At 69.4% G+C, this 16,049-nt stretch carries 18 protein-coding genes; 4 read left to right on the top strand and 14 right to left on the bottom strand.

All coding sequences use genetic code 11. The annotated features are described in order from the left end of the window. The first annotated feature begins 5 nt into the window (after nt 1-5). Complete coding sequence (locus FG385_RS02800) at nt 6-809, top strand: DUF1295 domain-containing protein (RefSeq protein ID WP_139094997.1); 804 nt, start codon at nt 6-8, stop codon at nt 807-809. Here FG385_RS02800 and FG385_RS02795 read toward each other — a convergent pair. Further along, entirely contained in the window at nt 794-2,146 is a 1,353-nt protein-coding gene (locus FG385_RS02795) for a M14 family zinc carboxypeptidase (RefSeq protein ID WP_160148707.1), read from the bottom strand. The genes FG385_RS02800 and FG385_RS02795 overlap by 16 nt on opposite strands. Nucleotides 2,147-2,341: 195 nt before the next feature. After that, a complete protein-coding gene (locus FG385_RS02790) occupies nt 2,342-3,073 on the bottom strand; it encodes a TetR family transcriptional regulator (RefSeq protein WP_139094995.1) in 732 nt (243 codons plus the stop codon). A gap of 93 nt (nt 3,074-3,166) precedes the next feature. On the opposite strand from FG385_RS02790, the gene FG385_RS02785 reads away from it, so the two are divergent. Further along, complete coding sequence (locus tag FG385_RS02785) at nt 3,167-3,589, top strand: hypothetical protein (protein ID WP_139094994.1); 423 nt, start codon at nt 3,167-3,169, stop codon at nt 3,587-3,589. Between the two features lie 10 nt (nt 3,590-3,599). Here FG385_RS02785 and FG385_RS33750 read toward each other — a convergent pair whose 3' ends face one another. After that, nucleotides 3,600-3,743: a hypothetical protein gene (locus FG385_RS33750; RefSeq protein WP_160148706.1), complete on the bottom strand. Its 144-nt coding sequence runs from the start codon at nt 3,741-3,743 to the stop codon at nt 3,600-3,602. Nucleotides 3,744-3,841: 98 nt separating this feature from the next. Between FG385_RS33750 and FG385_RS02780 the strand changes: the two genes are divergently transcribed. Next, nucleotides 3,842-4,723, top strand: a complete 882-nt coding sequence (locus FG385_RS02780; RefSeq protein ID WP_139094993.1) for an NAD-dependent protein deacetylase — start codon at nt 3,842-3,844, stop codon at nt 4,721-4,723. 15 nt (nt 4,724-4,738) lie between these two features. On the opposite strand, the gene FG385_RS02775 is transcribed toward FG385_RS02780, so the two are convergent. The 7 genes from FG385_RS02775 to FG385_RS02745 all read right to left on the bottom strand — a co-directional run bounded on the left by FG385_RS02775 (nt 4,739) and on the right by FG385_RS02745 (nt 11,647). Further along, the gene (locus FG385_RS02775; protein ID WP_139094992.1) at nt 4,739-5,359 is read right to left on the bottom strand and encodes a TetR/AcrR family transcriptional regulator; all 621 of its coding nucleotides are present in this window, start codon (nt 5,357-5,359) and stop codon (nt 4,739-4,741) included. A 41-nt stretch (nt 5,360-5,400) separates the two neighbouring features. Then, a complete protein-coding gene (locus FG385_RS02770; protein WP_139094991.1) occupies nt 5,401-6,417 on the bottom strand; it encodes a DUF2235 domain-containing protein in 1,017 nt (338 codons plus the stop codon). A gap of 10 nt (nt 6,418-6,427) precedes the next feature. Further along, nucleotides 6,428-7,471: a zinc-dependent alcohol dehydrogenase gene (locus tag FG385_RS02765; RefSeq protein WP_139094990.1), complete on the bottom strand. Its 1,044-nt coding sequence runs from the start codon at nt 7,469-7,471 to the stop codon at nt 6,428-6,430. Between the two features lie 83 nt (nt 7,472-7,554). Continuing rightward, entirely contained in the window at nt 7,555-8,283 is a 729-nt protein-coding gene (locus FG385_RS02760) for an LPXTG cell wall anchor domain-containing protein (RefSeq protein ID WP_235022344.1), read from the bottom strand. Between the two features lie 518 nt (nt 8,284-8,801). Then, nucleotides 8,802-10,241 carry a sodium:solute symporter family protein gene (locus tag FG385_RS02755; protein WP_139094989.1) on the bottom strand — a complete coding sequence of 480 codons (1,440 nt, stop codon included), beginning with the start codon at nt 10,239-10,241 and terminating at the stop codon, nt 8,802-8,804. Then, entirely contained in the window at nt 10,238-10,435 is a 198-nt protein-coding gene (locus FG385_RS02750; RefSeq protein ID WP_139094988.1) for a hypothetical protein, read from the bottom strand. Before FG385_RS02750 ends, FG385_RS02755 begins: the two co-directional genes overlap by 4 nt. Nucleotides 10,436-10,456: 21 nt before the next feature. Beyond that, a complete protein-coding gene (locus tag FG385_RS02745) occupies nt 10,457-11,647 on the bottom strand; it encodes a M20 metallopeptidase family protein (RefSeq protein ID WP_139094987.1) in 1,191 nt (396 codons plus the stop codon). 108 nt (nt 11,648-11,755) lie between these two features. Here FG385_RS02745 and FG385_RS02740 point away from each other — a divergent pair, with 108 nt between their 5' ends. Further along, the gene (locus FG385_RS02740) at nt 11,756-12,781 is read left to right on the top strand and encodes an Lrp/AsnC family transcriptional regulator (RefSeq protein WP_139094986.1); all 1,026 of its coding nucleotides are present in this window, start codon (nt 11,756-11,758) and stop codon (nt 12,779-12,781) included. A 371-nt stretch (nt 12,782-13,152) separates the two neighbouring features. Here FG385_RS02740 and FG385_RS35240 read toward each other — a convergent pair whose 3' ends face one another. From FG385_RS35240 to hsaD, 4 genes are all read right to left on the bottom strand, one after another. Beyond that, nucleotides 13,153-13,284 (bottom strand): hypothetical protein, encoded by a 132-nt coding sequence (locus tag FG385_RS35240; protein ID WP_268815895.1) that lies wholly within the window; start codon nt 13,282-13,284, stop codon nt 13,153-13,155. A gap of 477 nt (nt 13,285-13,761) precedes the next feature. After that, on the bottom strand, nt 13,762-14,301 hold the full coding sequence (gene hsaB / locus FG385_RS02735; protein WP_139094985.1) for a 3-hydroxy-9,10-secoandrosta-1,3,5(10)-triene-9,17-dione monooxygenase reductase subunit: 540 nt from the start codon (nt 14,299-14,301) through the stop codon (nt 13,762-13,764). Then, a complete protein-coding gene (gene hsaC, locus FG385_RS02730) occupies nt 14,298-15,197 on the bottom strand; it encodes an iron-dependent extradiol dioxygenase HsaC (protein WP_139095194.1) in 900 nt (299 codons plus the stop codon). Before hsaC ends, hsaB begins: the two co-directional genes overlap by 4 nt. Next, on the bottom strand, nt 15,197-16,045 hold the full coding sequence (gene hsaD / locus FG385_RS02725; RefSeq protein WP_139094984.1) for a 4,5:9,10-diseco-3-hydroxy-5,9,17-trioxoandrosta-1(10),2-diene-4-oate hydrolase: 849 nt from the start codon (nt 16,043-16,045) through the stop codon (nt 15,197-15,199). The genes hsaC and hsaD overlap by 1 nt, the downstream gene beginning before the upstream one ends. Nucleotides 16,046-16,049 lie beyond the last annotated feature (4 nt).

Here is a 16,049-nt window from a genome sequence, read left to right as displayed (position 1 = left end):
CCAGCGTGCTCCTGATCTGCCTGTACATCTTCGCCGGGGCGGTGCTCGGCACCTGGTTGCTCTCGCTCGTGACGAGGGAGTATTCGTGGGTCGACCGGATCTGGTCACTGATCCCGATCGGGTACGTCGCCGTGTTCGCCGCCGGCGCCGGGTTCGCCGACGCCCGGCTGGACGTGCTGCTCGCGCTCGTCGCGTTGTGGGGTGCGCGGCTGACCTTCAACTTCGCCCGCAAGCGTGGCTACGCGCGCGGCGGTGAGGACTACCGCTGGGCCGTGCTGCGGGCGCGCCTGAAGCCGTGGCAGTTCCAGCTGTTCAACTTCTTCTTCATCTCGCTGTACCAGAACGTGATCCTGCTGCTGATCACGCTGCCCGCGTACACGGCGCTGGAGCATCGCACGCCGTTCGGCGCCTGGGACGCCGTGCTGGCCGTGCTGTTCTTGGCCTTCCTCACCGGCGAGACGGTGGCCGACGAGCAGCAGTGGCGGTTCCAGCAGCACAAGCGCGCCGAACTGGACGCGGGCCGCGAACCCGCCGCGCGGTTCGTGCAGACCGGGCTGTTCCGCTACTCCCGGCACCCGAACTTCTTCTGCGAGCAGACCCAGTGGTGGGTGGTGTTCGGCTTCGGCACGGCGGCCGCGGGCTCACCGTGGCAGTGGACCGTGGCCGGCGCGGTGCTGCTCACCCTGCTGTTCGTCGGTTCGACCCGGTTCACCGAGAGCATCAGCCTGAGCCGGTACCCGGAGTACGCCGAGTACCAGCGCCGCACCTCGGCGCAGGTGCCGTGGCGGCCCGGTCACCGCGCGGCGTAGCGGATCGCCACGGCCGTGGACAGGATCGCGCCAAGCTGGACCCCGGCGAGCTTGGCGAGCGGGATCGGCTGGGGCATCTCGGCTTCGGCGAGCCAGCCGGCGTAGGTCTCGGTGAGCCGTCCGTGCCCGGCACGGACGGCCGGGGTCCCGTGCCCGACGGCGATCTCCGCGGCCAGCGCCCGCAGCAGCATGCCGCCGAGGCGGATGCGGGCGGACTGGACGCCGGATATGGAGTGGAACCGCTCGGCGACGACCGCGGGCCGCTCGGTTCCGGGCCGCTCGGCCCTGGCCAGATCTGCTTCCGCCGCGTCCGCCAGGTACGGCAGGAACGCTTCCGTCGCACGAAGAAACGGCGTGCGCACGGTGAGTTCCGCCCGCACGGAGCCGAGTATCCCGGACAGCCTGTCCACCGTCCCGTGCGCGCACTCGCCCCGTTTGGCGAGCACGGTCGCGTACGACATCTCGATGGGCGCGTGATCGTCCGCTCTCGCGTCGGCCCAGTAGGGTACTTCCGTTGCCAGGTAAGCGGTCCCGTACCGAGCGGCGTACGCCCCGCTGGACGCGCCCGCCGTCCGCCGCGCCGGGTCGAGGCCCAGCTCCAGCATGAAATCGAGCTCCTGCTCCGCGGTGAAGTTCCGGAAGACCGCGGGCGCGATCTGCTCGATGAACGGTGCCTCGGCTTCGCCGGTGTGCAAGGGCAGGCCGAGGCCCACGGGGAGCGCGGCGAGCTGCGCGTCGAGCGCGCGCGTGGTCCGGCTGAGGTAGTAGAAGACCCCGCCGTACTCTCCATTGTGGAGCGAGCAGAGCAGCATCGGCTTCGTCTCGTCGATCAGCCGCATCAGCGCGACCGTCTCCGGCAGCACGCGATCGAAGAAGATCCCCTGGTACGAAAGGGGGAAGCTCCATTCGACCTGCTCATCCGGGGCGGGCCGGTAGAACGAGCGGCCGTAGGACTCGAGCGTCATCGGCCCGGTGAACCACGGCTCGTTGAGCCGGGTGCCGTCGGGGTCGATGCACGGCACGATATGCCAGGTGCAGCCCAGCTCCTCGCGAAGGCCCGCGTCGGCGAGCAGGACACGGGCCAGCCGCACCGAACTGAGCCCGCCGACCGGCTCGTTCGGGTGCACCGCGGCGACGACCACGACCTGCTCCGGTCCACCTTGGACAGTCAGGCACCACAGCGGCTCACCGAGCCGCGACGTGCCGATCCGGCGCACCACGGCGGTTCCGGGATGCGCACGCGCGAGCTCGCCGGTCTGCGCGTACAACCGGTCGACCCCCGCGAAGTCCGCTGTCGGCGGAACCTCGGCCGCGAGCCGGGAAATCTGTGCGAACACCCGGTTTCCTCCTCGACGCCCGCAGGCATCGTCGAACGGCGGTCCCGGGCGCCACGTGCCCTGCTGGATGAGTGCCGTGACCCCGAATCCCCAGATTCCACCGATCGGCTGGTACGGCCTCGAAAACTCTCATAGCACCGTACGCCCGCAAGCAGCCGCCGGTCCAGTATTGGAGCTAACGGCACGCAGTGCCATTCAGTTCTCGCGGAGGGCCGCCGAGATCTGGCGCATGACCTCGGCCATCGGCGCCGACGCCTCCATCACCGCGACCACGGTCCGCCCCTCGCCGCGCGGGTCGACCGGCGCCGAGAACGCGCCGGTCACGAGCCGGAACGCCGCCGTCGCGTTGGCCTGGACGTCCTCCTTGCCACCACTGCGCAGCCACCTCCGCAGCACGTGGTTGTGCGCCGCCGCGACCGCGGCCGCCGCGACGGACGCGCGCAGATCGGGCATCGGGTCGCCCACCTCCTCGAACCGCCCCCGCAGGTAGCGGGCGAACACGCGCTGGTAGCGGTCGACCATGGCGACTTCGCGATCACGCAGGGACGGGACGGTCCTGGTGAGGTCGAAGCGTTTCACCGACACGTCGGGATCGGCGAGGTAGTGCTCGAGGACGAGGCGCACGGCCGTGCACGCGACCGCGACCGGGTCCTGCGCGGGCACCGCGGTGGCGAGCGAGCGCTCGACCTCGGCGAGCACCTCCTCGTGGTCGGGGAAGATCGCGTCCTCCTTCGACCGGAAGTACCTGAAGAAGGTGCGCCGGCCAACGCCCGCGGCCGCGGCGATCTCGTCTACCGTCGTGGTGTCGTAGCCGCGAGCGAGGAACAGGTCGATCGCCGCGACGGTGAGCGCGTGCCGGAGCCGGCGGCGCCCGGCCGTGGTGCGGCCGGCACGGGGACGCGGCTGCTGCCGGGATTCGACGGACATGCCATCGAAGCTAGCAGGGCCCATTGCTAAGGGCACTCAGTGCCGTTAGAGTGTGAGCAGGCGAACCGACGACGCTGGCCGGAGGGATGGGCGATGACCGTTCAGGAGACTGCGGGTCCGGAGACTCTCGACTACCGGCGCGTCTTCGGCTGGCCGGTCCACTGGCACGGCGGCGCCCTGACCCTGGAAACCGGCTCCGGCATCGGCGCGGTCGCCGTGCCCCGTGCCATGGCGGAACCCGTGCTGGCCGGCGTCGCGCGGCAGGGCTGTGCGGGCCCCGCGGTATCCGTGCCCACCAAGCACGGCGCCGTCGTGATGCTGCTGGTCGAGGCCGATGTGCTCGCCCCAGGTTCACTGCCCGACGGCGTGCGTGTGCTCACCGCCGGCACGACGATCCCGCTGCCCGGCGACCGCAGCCCCCATGCGCTGACCCACTGGATCGTCCCGCCGGACACGCATCAGCGCTGGCTGCCGAGCCTGACCGCCGTACTGGCGAGCATCCGCGGCTGCCGGTGAACCGGACGGCTCACACCGCGGCGACCGCCTCGCTGGCGCTGCCCTGTTCTTCCCCCTCAGGCTCCGGCTGCGCCTGAGCGGCCGCTCGCACGCTGGCCACCACCGCGTCGAAGACGGGCGTGGGTTCCTGCGCTGATTGCTCCCCACCTGCCATGGCGAAAATTGTCACCCCAACCGCGGCAGGCCGCACGGTGAAGAACCGGCCCGCGATCTTTCCCGCGCCGCTGCCGCGACCGGCCGTAAGCTGGTCCGGTGCGGACCAAACCGACCCTGACCTGGACGCCCGAGGGCGAACCCGCGCCGCGGACCACCGATCTGGCCGAGGTCGAGCGTGTCCTCTCCGAGGGTGATGTCGTGGTCCTCAGCGGCGCCGGGTTGTCCACCGAGTCGGGCATTCCGGATTACCGCGGCGAGGAGGGCAGCCTGCGGCGGCACACCCCCATGACGTACCAGGAGTTCGTCACCAGTGAGGAGGGCCGCCGCCGGTACTGGGCGCGCAGCCATCTCGGCTGGCGGACGATCGCGAGGGCCCGGCCGAACGCCGGGCATCGCGCGGTGGCGGCGCTGCGGGCGCACGGGTTCGTCTCCGGGGTGATCACGCAGAACGTCGACGGGCTGCACCAGTCCGCGGGCACGGCCCCGGTGATCGACCTGCACGGCAGCCTGGATCGCGTGGTGTGCCTGGGCTGCCGGCGCACGAGCGCGCGCGAGGCGCTCGACCGGCGGTTGCGCGCGGCGAACCCGTCGTTCGCCGCGGCCACCACGCGGATCAACCCGGACGGCGACGTCGATCTGGCCGACGAGATGGTCCGGGAGTTCCGGCTGGTCTCGTGCGTCGCGTGCGGGTCGGGCGTGCTGAAACCGGACGTCGTCTTCTTCGGCGAGAACGTGCCACGGGACCGGGTCGAGCGGTGCTACCGCACGGTGGACGAAGGTCGCGCGCTGCTGGTGCTGGGTTCGTCGTTGACCGTGATGTCGGGCCTGCGTTTCGTCCGGCACGCGGCCAGGTCCGGCAAACCCGTGCTGATCGTCAACAAGGGCCAGACCCGCGGCGACGCGCACGCCCAGGTCCGGGTGGATCTCCCGCTGGGCAAGGCGTTGACGGAGCTGACCGGCCGGCTGGGCTGCTCCTGACCGGCCATTGTGGACTCAGGCGGTGGCCCGCCGGAACGTCGTGACCAGTTCGCTCGCGTAGGCGTCCAGGTCGAGCGACGGGTCCGCCGCGAACGCGTCGGCGGCGCCGTCGATCGCGTGCGTGATCGTCCGGGCCAGCACGTCCGGCGCGAACTCACCGAAGGCGCGCTCACGCTGCCCCTGCCGCAGCAACCGCTCGACCTGCCCGGTCTGCAGGTCCTTCAGCATCGGGCCGGCGACCGCCCAGCCGTCCGGGTCGTCGGCGTTGGCCGCGACCTCGCGCAGCACGCGCACGCACTCCGGGCAGTCGCGCAGGAACGCGACCTCGGTCTCGATATGCGCGCGCAGCATCTCGCCGCGGTCCCTGGTGCCCGCCGCACGTTCCTCGAGGAACTTCTCCTTGATGCCGAGGATGGTCGTCACGACGGCCTGCAGGAGGCCGGCCTTCGTGCCGAAGTGGTACCCGATGATCCGCGTGCTGGACAGGCCGGCCCGCTCCTTGATCCGCGCGAACGTCGTCTTGCGGTACCCCAGTTCGGCGATCGCCGCGATCGTCACGGAGACGATCTGCGCGCGCCGCGCCGCCTCCGTGACGCTCAGGCCGAGTTCGGGCTGCAGGTCCACTTCCACTTGCATGAGTAGAAAATAACTCAGTCAAGTAACTCGCGCAACGTGGCTTACCTGAACTGCGGCTCCGCGGCCAGGTACTCGAGCAGGTTGGCGGGTGCGTAGGCGGGGTCGAGCTTGTTGCGCTCCATCGTCTTGGCCGACACGAACTCGTGGGCAGTGTCGGTCACGCCGAGCTTCCGGACATACGGGCGCAGCAGCTTGTAGAAGAAGGTCCGCGAATCGTGCGCCGGGTCGAGTACCGCACCGGCATCGAGTTCGGGGAACGCGTGCGGGGTGAACGCGAGCCCGCACCGCTGGGCGCGTTCGGCCATCCACAGCAACGTGATCCGCGCGAGCGTAGGGTCCGCGTAGCCGCCGCCGACGTCGGAATGCACCCCGGCGAACCACACCTGCTCGCGTTCCTGCTCGGGCGCGTGGTCGGGCGCCCAGATCGCCGGGCGGAACGGGCCGCGCCGCTCGTCGATGGCCAGTGCCTGGAACGCCGAGGACACGGTCTTGGTCAGCCTCGTGTCGTGGAACCGCCAGCGCCGGTTGACGAGGTTGACCAGCCGGAACCCGCTGAGCGGGATGCCCAGCGAGCCCACGGTGTCCCAGACGCCGATGAACCGGATCGGCGTCACGTCCTCCCACGCATGCGCCTTGCGGAACCGGGCCGACTGGTCCCGCGCGGGGTGCGTGCCCGGACGGCGGTCGCGGTAGAGCCGGTAGGCCTCGTTCACGCGAGCCACCTCTTCGCGCCGGAGGACCCCGCAGTTCCGGATGAACCCGACCGTGCTGCGCGCGGTGTACGCGCCACGGCTGAACCCGAAGAAGAACAGCTCGTCCCCCGGCTCGTAATGCTCGACGACGAACCGGTACGCCGACCGGACGTCGCGGGACAGGCCGAACCCGAACGCACCGCCGAGAATGCGCTCGAACGGCCTGGTGCCGACGCCCGGGTGGTAGAAGACCAGCTGGTCGTCCTGTTTCGCGACCGCCTCGGCCATCTTGACCACGTTGGTCGTGTTGGGCTGCTTCAGCGTGTTCCAGGTGCCGTCACAACAGATCACTATGCGCTTGGACATCCCGGCGAAATTAGCACGGTCCCCCGTTCCGCCACACGATTTCCGGACGATCGGTCAGCCTCGGGTCGACGTGGACCTTCGGCCCCGGCCCGGCGCGCCGGCCGGCGAGCACGGCCGCGACTTCACCGAGACCCACGGTCGCCGCGACGAGCGGCCGGGGATCCACCGCGCCGCGAGCGTACTGCTCGATCGCTCCGGCGAGCCCCGGCGAGGCGCTGAGCACGCCGACTGCGGTCAGGTCCTTGAGCGCGAGCGAGCGGCTGTCGATGAGGCTCGGGCTGCCGGACAGTCCTATGTAGACAACTCGCTTGCCCGGCTCGACCAGCTCGATCGCCTTCGCAGGCAGGGATGGCGCGTTCGACGCGTCGATCACCGCGTCGAACGGTAGCCGTGGCAACGAATCCTCGGTCCACGCCTGGTCGAAACCGAGCGAACGCGCGAAATCCCGCGAGCCGGGCAGGCCGAGCAGGTGCACGTCGGCACCGGCGGCACGGGCGAACATCGCCGCGAGGAGCCCGATCGTGCCCGGGCCGAGGACGAGCAGCCGGTCACCGGCTTCGAGGTTCGCCGCGCGCACGGCGCGCAGGGCGTTGCCGCCGGGCTCGACGAGCGCCCCGCTCACGGCGTCGACGGTGGCGGGTAATGGATGCAGTGCCCTGACCGGTACCGGCAGCTGCTCGGCCAGCGCACCCGGACGTCCGCCGCGGACCCCGATCTCGGCGCGGAACTCGCACACGTGCTGGCGTCCGGTGCGGCAGCGGCGGCAGTTCCCGCAGCCGAGCATCGTGTCGCCGGTGACCCGGCGCCCGAGCCAGCCCGGATCGACCCCCGCACCGACTGCGCTCACGGTGCCCGCCCACTCGTGGCCGAGCCGCATCGGGAAGTGGGCGTGCCCGTCGTGGAGGTATTGCATCTCGCCGGTGAAGAACTCGATGTCGGTGCCGCACACACCGGCCCGCTCGACGTCGACGACGACCTCTCCCGGGGCGGCGACCGGAGGCTCGACCTCGAGCACGCCCGCCTCTCCCGGAGCGGTGACCACGAACGCGCGCATCAGAGCCTCCTCCCGGCTCCGATGCTACCTCGTCCTCTTAGGACGGTGGAGGCGCCGGGCGGCGCCCCCACCGTCCTACGGCGTCAGGCCTTGCGGCGCATACGCACCAGGAAGAGAAGTGCGGCACCGCCCAGCAGCAACGCGGCGCCGAGGCCGACCAGCCAGCCGCTGTTGAAGCCCGTGTAAGCGAGCTTCGAGGCGTTCGCGGCCGTCGCGCCCGGACCGGTGGTGCCGGTCACGACCACACCCGCCGCGGACGAACTGGAGGAGGCCGCGGGGCTGGAGGTTGTGGTCACGCCGCCCGACGAGGACGATTTGGCCGTCGAGGTCTCGCTCGTCGCCGTGGTCGTCGTCGAACCCCCACTCCTCGCGATGGTGGTCGTGGTGGTCTTCGTGCCACAGACGAACCAGTGGCTGATCTGCGGGATGTTCTTGCCCGCCACCAAGGGTGAGCGCAGAGCCGTCCACGGCGGCGTCGCCGCGAGGCCCTGCTCGCCCGGCACGTACAGGTTGTACGCGTCGCCGCCCTTGACGACGATGCCGGTCACGGTGATTCCCGGGGTCACGGTCAGGATGTCGACGTATTGGTCCACATTGTCCTTGCCGCGCGTGTAGGTGTAGTCAGCGGGCGCGCTGAGGATGTCACCGGCCAGACCCGCGCCTTCACACGTCGTGACGTTGCCTTCTTTGACGGCGGCGCGTGGGTCCTCGCTCGCGGCCTGTGCGGTCGCCACGCCGCCGAGAACGACGCCGAGGGCCAGCACGGCCACAGTGAAGACCGCGCGCAGCGGCCTGCCTCGCATGAGGGTCATTGCGAAAAACTCCAGAACGTCGGGGTATTCCAGATACGCCCGGCGCCGCCCCTGCGCAGCGAGCGGGTGGACAATACCTCGAATGGCGCAACCTGATTGACCGGAGTGTCCGTATCGAGACCTTTCGGTGCCCGTTCCGAGGCGAACGGAAACTGAAGATGAGCACCGTTCAGACCCCGGTGAGCGATTAACCAACCAGGCCAGGGTCCCCGGGTCGCACTTCGGGAGTTTTTCACCGTTGTTTCGAACGTCAGTTCATGGCTTTGTTCGACATATCGTAGAACTGGTACGAGAACGGCGATGGAGCTGTCTGAGCACGTCGATCCTCGATAGCGCCACGCGCCCGTGACGGTCGAAGAAGCCGGGCAGGACGGTCAATCCCGGGCAATCGACGGCCACATCGCCGTCGAGCCGGGTGCCGACCTCGACGACCCGACTTCTTCCACCACCACGTTACCGGCGGCCCGGTCGCTTCCCGTGCCGTCGAAAACCTGTCCTCCCGTGAAGAGGAACCCGGCTCACGCGCGCACCGCCTCCGCTTCCCGTTCAGGTGTGCGAGCGACGGCACGCTCGATCAGCGCGCCCGCCAGCAGCACCACCACGTTCGCCGCGAGCCCGACCAGCCCGACGTTGACATGCCCCGCCAGGTGCTTGTCGATGAACGTCAACCAGATGACCACGATCTCGCCGACGATCAGCCCGGCCAGCACGGGCACCTTGCCGACGGGGACGCGCCGGGTGAAGCCGATCACGTTCGCCGGGGCCAGTTGCACCGAACCGCTGAAGGTGAGCAGCAGCATGTTCGCCAGCAGGTCGGGCCGGAAGATGCCGAGCAGCAACGCCAGCCCGCACGCGAGCACCACCGTGCCGTGGTTCACCCAGAACTGGGTGCGCTGGCCGCGTACCCGCACTATGTTGCGGGCGACGAGCGAGGAGATACCGATCAGGATGCCGGCCGCGGGCACCATCGCGGTCGCGATCGCGGCCACTACGACCAGGCCCGTCGCCCAGCTCGGCAGCACGCCCTTGCTCAGGCTCAACAGCACGCCGTTGGAGTCTGTTCCCTTGGGTACCACCAGGATCGCGGCGAATCCGATGATCATCGGCAGCAGCAGGCACAGCTCGTAGATCGGCATCCAGGTGTAGTTGCGGCGCAGCACCTTCGGATTCCGCGCCGACATCAGCGCGGGCCACGTATGCGGCAGGCACATCAGCGCCACCCCGATCGCGCTGACCACCATGCTCGTGATGAACCAGGTGTGGTCGTTCGTCCCCGCGTGCACGGTCAGCGCCTGCGGGTGCAGTTGCTCGATCCGGTGGAACACCCCGGAGACGCCGCCCGCGAAATGCGTCGGCACCGCGACCAGCAGCACCACCAGCACGATCAGCATCACGACGTCCTTGAAGTAGGAGGTCGTCGCCACGCCACGCAGCCCCGCCCACAGCACGAACGCCACCACGAGCGCGCAGCCCACCACCATCGACAAGGTCGAGGACACCGCGTTCCCGGTCACCAGCTTGACGATGAGACCGAGGCCGGTGATCTGCAGCTGGAGATACGGGAGTACGAACAGCACGCCGAGGACGGCCGAGAGCGCGCCGAGGGCCGGACTGCCGAAGCGATCGGTGAGGAAGTCGCCCTGCGTCAGGTATCCGCGTTCCTTTCCCAGCGACCACAAGCGTTTGGCCAGGAAGAACAGCACCATGTAGCCGATCGGGATGTAGGGCAACGCGTACATCGCGGCGACGCCGCCGCTGAAGGCGAGGCCCGCCATACCGAGGAAGGTGAACGTGGTGAACACTTCGCCGGCCTGCAGGAACCACATCGTGATGGAGCCGAACTTCCGGCCGCCGACCGCCCATTCCGACAGGTCCGGTGCGGGTTTGCGCCGGCCGACGAAGCCGAGTACACCGATCAGCACGATGCCGGCGAAGGTGAAGATCAGGGTGACGGTCATTCGTCCTCACCCCGCTTGGCCATCATGCGCTCGGCGATGAGCAGCGCCGGGGTGCACAGCACGCACCACACCGCACCCCAGACGATCATTCTCGGCAGCCCGAACCACAGTCCGGTCGTGTTGACGAACGGCAGGAACGGCATGATCGCCAGCGCCAGCGCGGGGATCAAGGGCACGAGGTAGTACGAACGCAACGGGTGCCTCCACGGTTTCTTTCAGGGTGCGAGCCGCCGCACCGCGAGCTCGGCCAGCAGGGTGGCGGCGTCCGCGACCACGTTGTCGTCGAACGCCGCCCGGGGTGAGTGGTTGTAGGCGGCGGTGGCCGGATCCTCGGCGAGGGTCGCGCCGAGGAACACGAACGCGCCCGGAACGTGGCCGAGCACGCGCGAGAAGTCTTCCGAACCGGTCATCGGATCGGCCAGCGGCTGGAACCGCTCCTCGCCGAAGACCTCGCGGACCGTTTCGGCGGCGAACTCATGGGCCGAAGCGTCGTTGACGGTGACCGGATATTCCGGCTGATAGCTGACTTCCGCCTCGAGCCCGTGCGAAGCGGCGATCTCCTGGCATAGCCGCACGGACAGCTTCGCCATCCTGTCCCGTGCCTCGGGCGAGAAGCTCCGGATCGTCGCCTCGAAGGTGGCGTCGTCCGGGATGATGTTGCGCCGCGTGCCCGCGTGAAACACGCCGACGGTGACCACGACCGGGTCGAACACGTCGAACCGTCGCGTGACCAGGGTCTGCAGCGCGGTCACCATCTCGCACGCCACGGGCACCGGATCGAGTGCCTGGGACGGGCGCGAGCCGTGCCCGCCCGCGCCGACGACACGCACGAACAGGCCGTCGGAGGCCGCCATCAGCGGCCCGGGGCGGGAGGTGAACATGCCGTTGGGGATCGTCGACGACGTGACGTGGATGCCGAACGCCGCGTCGACCGGCCGGCCCGCGGCTTCGAGCACGCCTTCTTCGATCATGTGGCCCGCCCCGTCCCAGCCTTCTTCGCCGGGCTGGAACATGAACACGACATCGCCCGCCAGGCGGTCGCGGTGCCGCGACAGCAGGCGCGCCGCCCCGGCGAGTCCGGCGGTGTGCAGGTCGTGGCCGCATGCGTGCATCATGCCCTCGTGCCGCGACGTGTAGTCCACGCCGGTCGCCTCGGTGACCGGCAGTGCGTCCATGTCGCCGCGCAGCAACACGACCTCGCCGTTCCCGCCCTGACCGCGCAGCACGGCGGTGACCGACGTCAGATCCTTGCCGGTCGAGACCTCGAGCGGCAGCCCGTCGAGCGCTTCGAGCACCTTCTCCTGCGTCCGCGGCAGCTGCAGGCCGACTTCGGGAATCTGGTGCAGTTCCCTGCGCAGCTGTATCAGGTCGCCGGCGAGGGCCGTGGCCTCTTCCCGCAGATCCATCCGTCTCCTCCCGTAGGCTTGAGCTCCGATATTGCGGTAACCGGGCACCGCAACACGGCGGATGCGAGGATTCCGTCATCAAACGGCGACTGAGACGAGAGATCGATCATGCTGACCGAAACCGACCTCAGTTTGGTGAACGTGTTGCAGGTCGGCCCGCGCGCCCCGTGGTCGCTCGTCGGCGAGACGCTCGGCATCGGCCCGGTGACCGCGGCCCGGCGCTGGGCACAACTGGTCAGCGACGGCAAGGCCTGGCTTTCGGCCTATCCGGCCGGCAGCGTCGCCTCCCGCCTCGCGATCGCGTTCGTGCAGATCGACTGCGCACCGGGCAAACCGCTCGAAGTGGGCGCGGCGCTCGCGGCCGACCCCCACATTCCCACGGTCGACTACGTCGCCGGCCCGTGCGATCTGCTCGTCCATGTCGTCGCGCCCGATCTGCGCGGGCTGACGGACTACGTGGTGCACCGGCTCGCGGCCCTGCCCGGTGTCGCGGGCACGCGAACGCTCGTCTCCGCGCGGATGTTCAGCGAGGGCAGTCGCTGGCAGGTACATGCGATCTCGCCGCGCCAACGGGAAACTCTCGCAGTACGGGCGAAACAGCCGCCCGCACCAGTGCGCTTCGACGAACTGGACCGCCATTTGATCCTGCTGCTCGGTGAGGACGGGCGAATGTCCTGCTCGACGATCGCCTCGCGGCTGGGCGTCAGCACGAGCACGGCCCGGCGCAGGGTGGACGCCGCGCTCGCGGGCGGCGCGGTGCGGCTGCGGTGCGAGCTCGCCCGGTCGCTTTCTCCCGCCCCGGTGACCACCACGATGTGGTTGCGCGTGCCACCGGACCGGCTGGAGTCCACTGCCCGTTCGCTCGCGACGCTGCCCGAGGTCCGCATGTGCGCGGCGATCAGCGGGCCGGCCAACCTTCTCGTGGTCGGCTGGGTACGCGGACCTGCGGACGGGGTCGCACTGGAGAGCTCACTGGTCACGAAGCTGCCCTGGGTCGACATCATCGACCGCGCGGTCACCCTGCGCACGGTCAAACTGATGGGCGCGCTCCTCGACGAGTCCGGGCATGCCCGTTCCCATGTCCCGCTGGACTTCTGGGCGCCGGTGTTGCCCAGGCTCATGGCCGACCGGTGATCGTGCGGACCAGCCCAGCCCAGCCCAGCGCTGTGCCGCCCAGCCCCGCCCAGACCCGCGCCGCGCCGCCCCGCGCCACGCCACGCCGCGCTCCGGTGTCGGCGGGTGGCCGGGGAATCGGCCGGGCACTCGCTCCTGACCAATTCCCCGGCTCCGCCGCACCCGTTACCGATGCCATTCTCGAGGCCGGGGACCATGCGGCTGCAGCTCGTCTGCTGTCGCGGCCTCGCCGACAGCCGGCTAGCAGAACTCGCATGGACTCCTCGAGATGGCACGCGGCACCCGGATGGAGTGGCGCGCCAGCGGTTCTGTCGACAGTGGACTCTCGCCCGCGCCCACGGGCGCACGGCACGGCCCAGCTCTTAGGTCAATCACACCACCTCCATGTCGTTCCGAAGCTCGTTCAGACGGCGCTTCCCCATCCGGCGTTTGTCCACAAGCGAACGGCGCGACGGGTCGCCTTCGCCGCGAACTCGGCGGGTCATGCCGGCCACGGCCAGCATGTGGGGCACCGAACACGACCTGACGTCGGCGCGACGGGTACACACGCGGCACCACACTCAGCAAGCCCGAAAACACGTCCCCGCGCGCGCAATCGGGAAGTGTTGACGTGCTTCACCTTGTGCACGAGGTGCTGCGAGAAGACGCCGGGCCAGGCCAGCCCGGGTTCAGCGCACGAGTGCCGCGCGTCCACGGGCACGCGTCAGCCGCCCTGGCGGCCCGCAATCGTTCTTGCTGCGGGCTCTTCCGCCGCCCGCGGCTGGTTCGAGCCCGTCGCGAGCCGCGCCGACCATGGCGACAACAGATGCGGATATCATGAGTCCTCCACTCAGGATCACAGAATTCGTTGGTGCACCGGGATTTTCGGGGAAGATCGCCGATCTCGGCGCCCCGCACATGCCACCACTGTAATCGAACGGACGTTCCCGCGCATCTCCCGAATTGGTTATTTACCGATCCCGCCGGACGCGCTATGGTGATCAGAGCCAGTCGTCAGGGTCGGCCCACGTGAGCAGTCCGCCGAGATCCGCTCGCAAGGGTTCGGTTGCGGCGTAACGGCCTTGATAGAACAGAAGCGGGCGGGCGGTCGAGGGTTCGCCCAGCGCGGTCACCCGGCCCACGGCCATGAAGTGGTCACCCGCCTCGTGCACCGCTTCCAGCTCACAGTCGATCCACGTCAGCGCGCCGGCCAGGACGGGCGAGCCGGAAGGGGCATGGGTCCAGTCCACGGAGCCGAACTTTTCGGCGCCGCGGGCGCCGAAAGTCGCGCACACCTCGCGCTGTTCCTCGGCGAGGACGTTCACGGCGAACCGGCCGGCCTCCCGGATGACCGGCCAGGTCCTCGAATGCTTGCCGGGGCAGAACAGGACCAGTGGCGGGTCCAGCGACAGCGCGGCGAACGACTGGCACGCGAAGCCAGCGGGATTCACGCCGTCGTGCGCGGTCACGACCGTGATGCCGGTACAGAAATGCCCGAGCACGGTACGGAACCGCGCATGGTCGACCGCCTCGACGGTCACTGCATGCCCACGCTGAAATCGTGACCCCAGAGGCTGACCGCCGTGCTCTCGCGCGCGACCCAGCGGCCGTCGTCGACCTGGCGGCCTTCACAACCGAATTCCACGTCGAACCCACCAGGAGTCTTCATGTAGAACGACAGCATCAGATCGTTGACGTGCCGCCCGAGCGTCGCTGACATGGGCACCTTGCGGCGCTTCGCGCGGTCCAGGCACAGCCCCACATCGTCGCTGTTCTCGACCTCGACCATCAGGTGCACGATGCCGCTGGGTGTCGGCATCGGCAGGAAGGCGAGGCTGTGATGCCGGGGGTTGCACCCGAAGAAACGCAACCATGCAGGCGAGCCGTCGGCCGGGCGGCCGACCATCTGCGGAGGGAGACGCATCGAATCACGCAACCGGAAGCCGAGCACGTCCCGGTAGAAACGCAGGGAAGCGTCATCGTCGTGAGTGGACAGCACGACGTGGCCGAGGCCCTGTTCCTCCGTGACGAACTTGTGCCCGTAAGGGCTCACCACGCGACGGTGCTCGAGAGCGACGCCGTGGAACACCTCGAGAGTGTTCCCCGACGGATCCTCGAAGATGATCAACTCTGCGACCAGACGGTCGGCCAGCTGTTCGGCCGTGCCCTCCTTGTAGGGCACTTCATGCGACTCGAGGCTGGCCCGCACTTCGGCCAGCTCCGCGGCGTTGGCGACCTCCCAGCCCGCCTGGGCCAGCCGGTCGGCCTCGCCGGGGACGATCACCAGACGGGCCGGGAAGTCGTCCATGCGGAGATACAGGGCGTTGGGGTCGGCCCCCTTCCCCTCGACCATGCCGAGCACTTTCAGCCCGTACTCCCGCCACTTGTCCATGTCAGTGGCTTCGATCCGGAGGTATCCCAATGACCTGATACCCATCATGAGCTCCCGAGGAAATCGAGGGTCAGCCGATTGAACTCGTCGAACTTCTCCAGCTGGGCCCAGTGTCCACACTGGCCGAACACGTGCAGCTGCGCGCGCGGGATCATCTTCAGCGCGACGAGGGCGCCGTCGAGTGGATTCACCCGGTCCTCTCGGCCCCAGACCAGGAGCACGCGCTGGCGCAGGCGATGGGCGTCCCGCCACAACATGCCCTGTTCGAACGTGTCCGGGTGCATGAACGAAGTGCCCATCGCACGCATCGCGGCCAACGAATCCGGGGTGCTGGCCGCGGCGAACCGCTCTTCGACGAGTTCTTCGGTGATCAGCGACTGGTCGTGGACCATCACGCGCAGGAAGGCCTCGAGCTTTTCCTTGCTGGGCCCGGGCGGGGCGGCGAACCTGCCGAGGTTCTTGACGCCTTCGGTCGGATCGGGCGCGAACACGTTGACGCTGAGGCCTCCGGGGCCCATGAGCACGAGCCGGCCGGCTCGGCCCGGATGGTCCAGGGCGAGTCGCACGGCGGTGCCGCCGCCGAGTGAGTTCCCTACCAGGTGCGCCTTCTCGATGTCGAGGCGGTCCAGCAGGCCGACCACCGCCCGCGCGCTGTGCGTGAAGTACTGGGGATGTTCCGTCGGCTTGTCCGACCGGCCGAACCCGGGCTGGTCAACGGCGATCGTGCGGTATGTCTTGGCGAACACGGGGATGTTGCGCGCGAAGTTGCTCCACGCGGAGGCACCGGGGCCGCCGCCGTGCAGCAGCACGACCGTCTCGGAATGGTCGGCGCCGGACTCGTGGTAGTGCAGCCGCAGTCCCTCGCGGACCTCGATGTACTTGCCCTCGGTCATGTCA

The sequence above is a fragment of the Amycolatopsis alkalitolerans genome (genome assembly GCF_006152065.1).
In the GTDB taxonomy this organism is placed as follows: Bacteria; Actinomycetota; Actinomycetes; order Mycobacteriales; family Pseudonocardiaceae; genus Amycolatopsis_E; species Amycolatopsis_E alkalitolerans.
The sequence above is the reverse complement of the archived record's forward strand: the minus strand, read 5'-3'. Positions and strand labels throughout refer to the sequence as shown.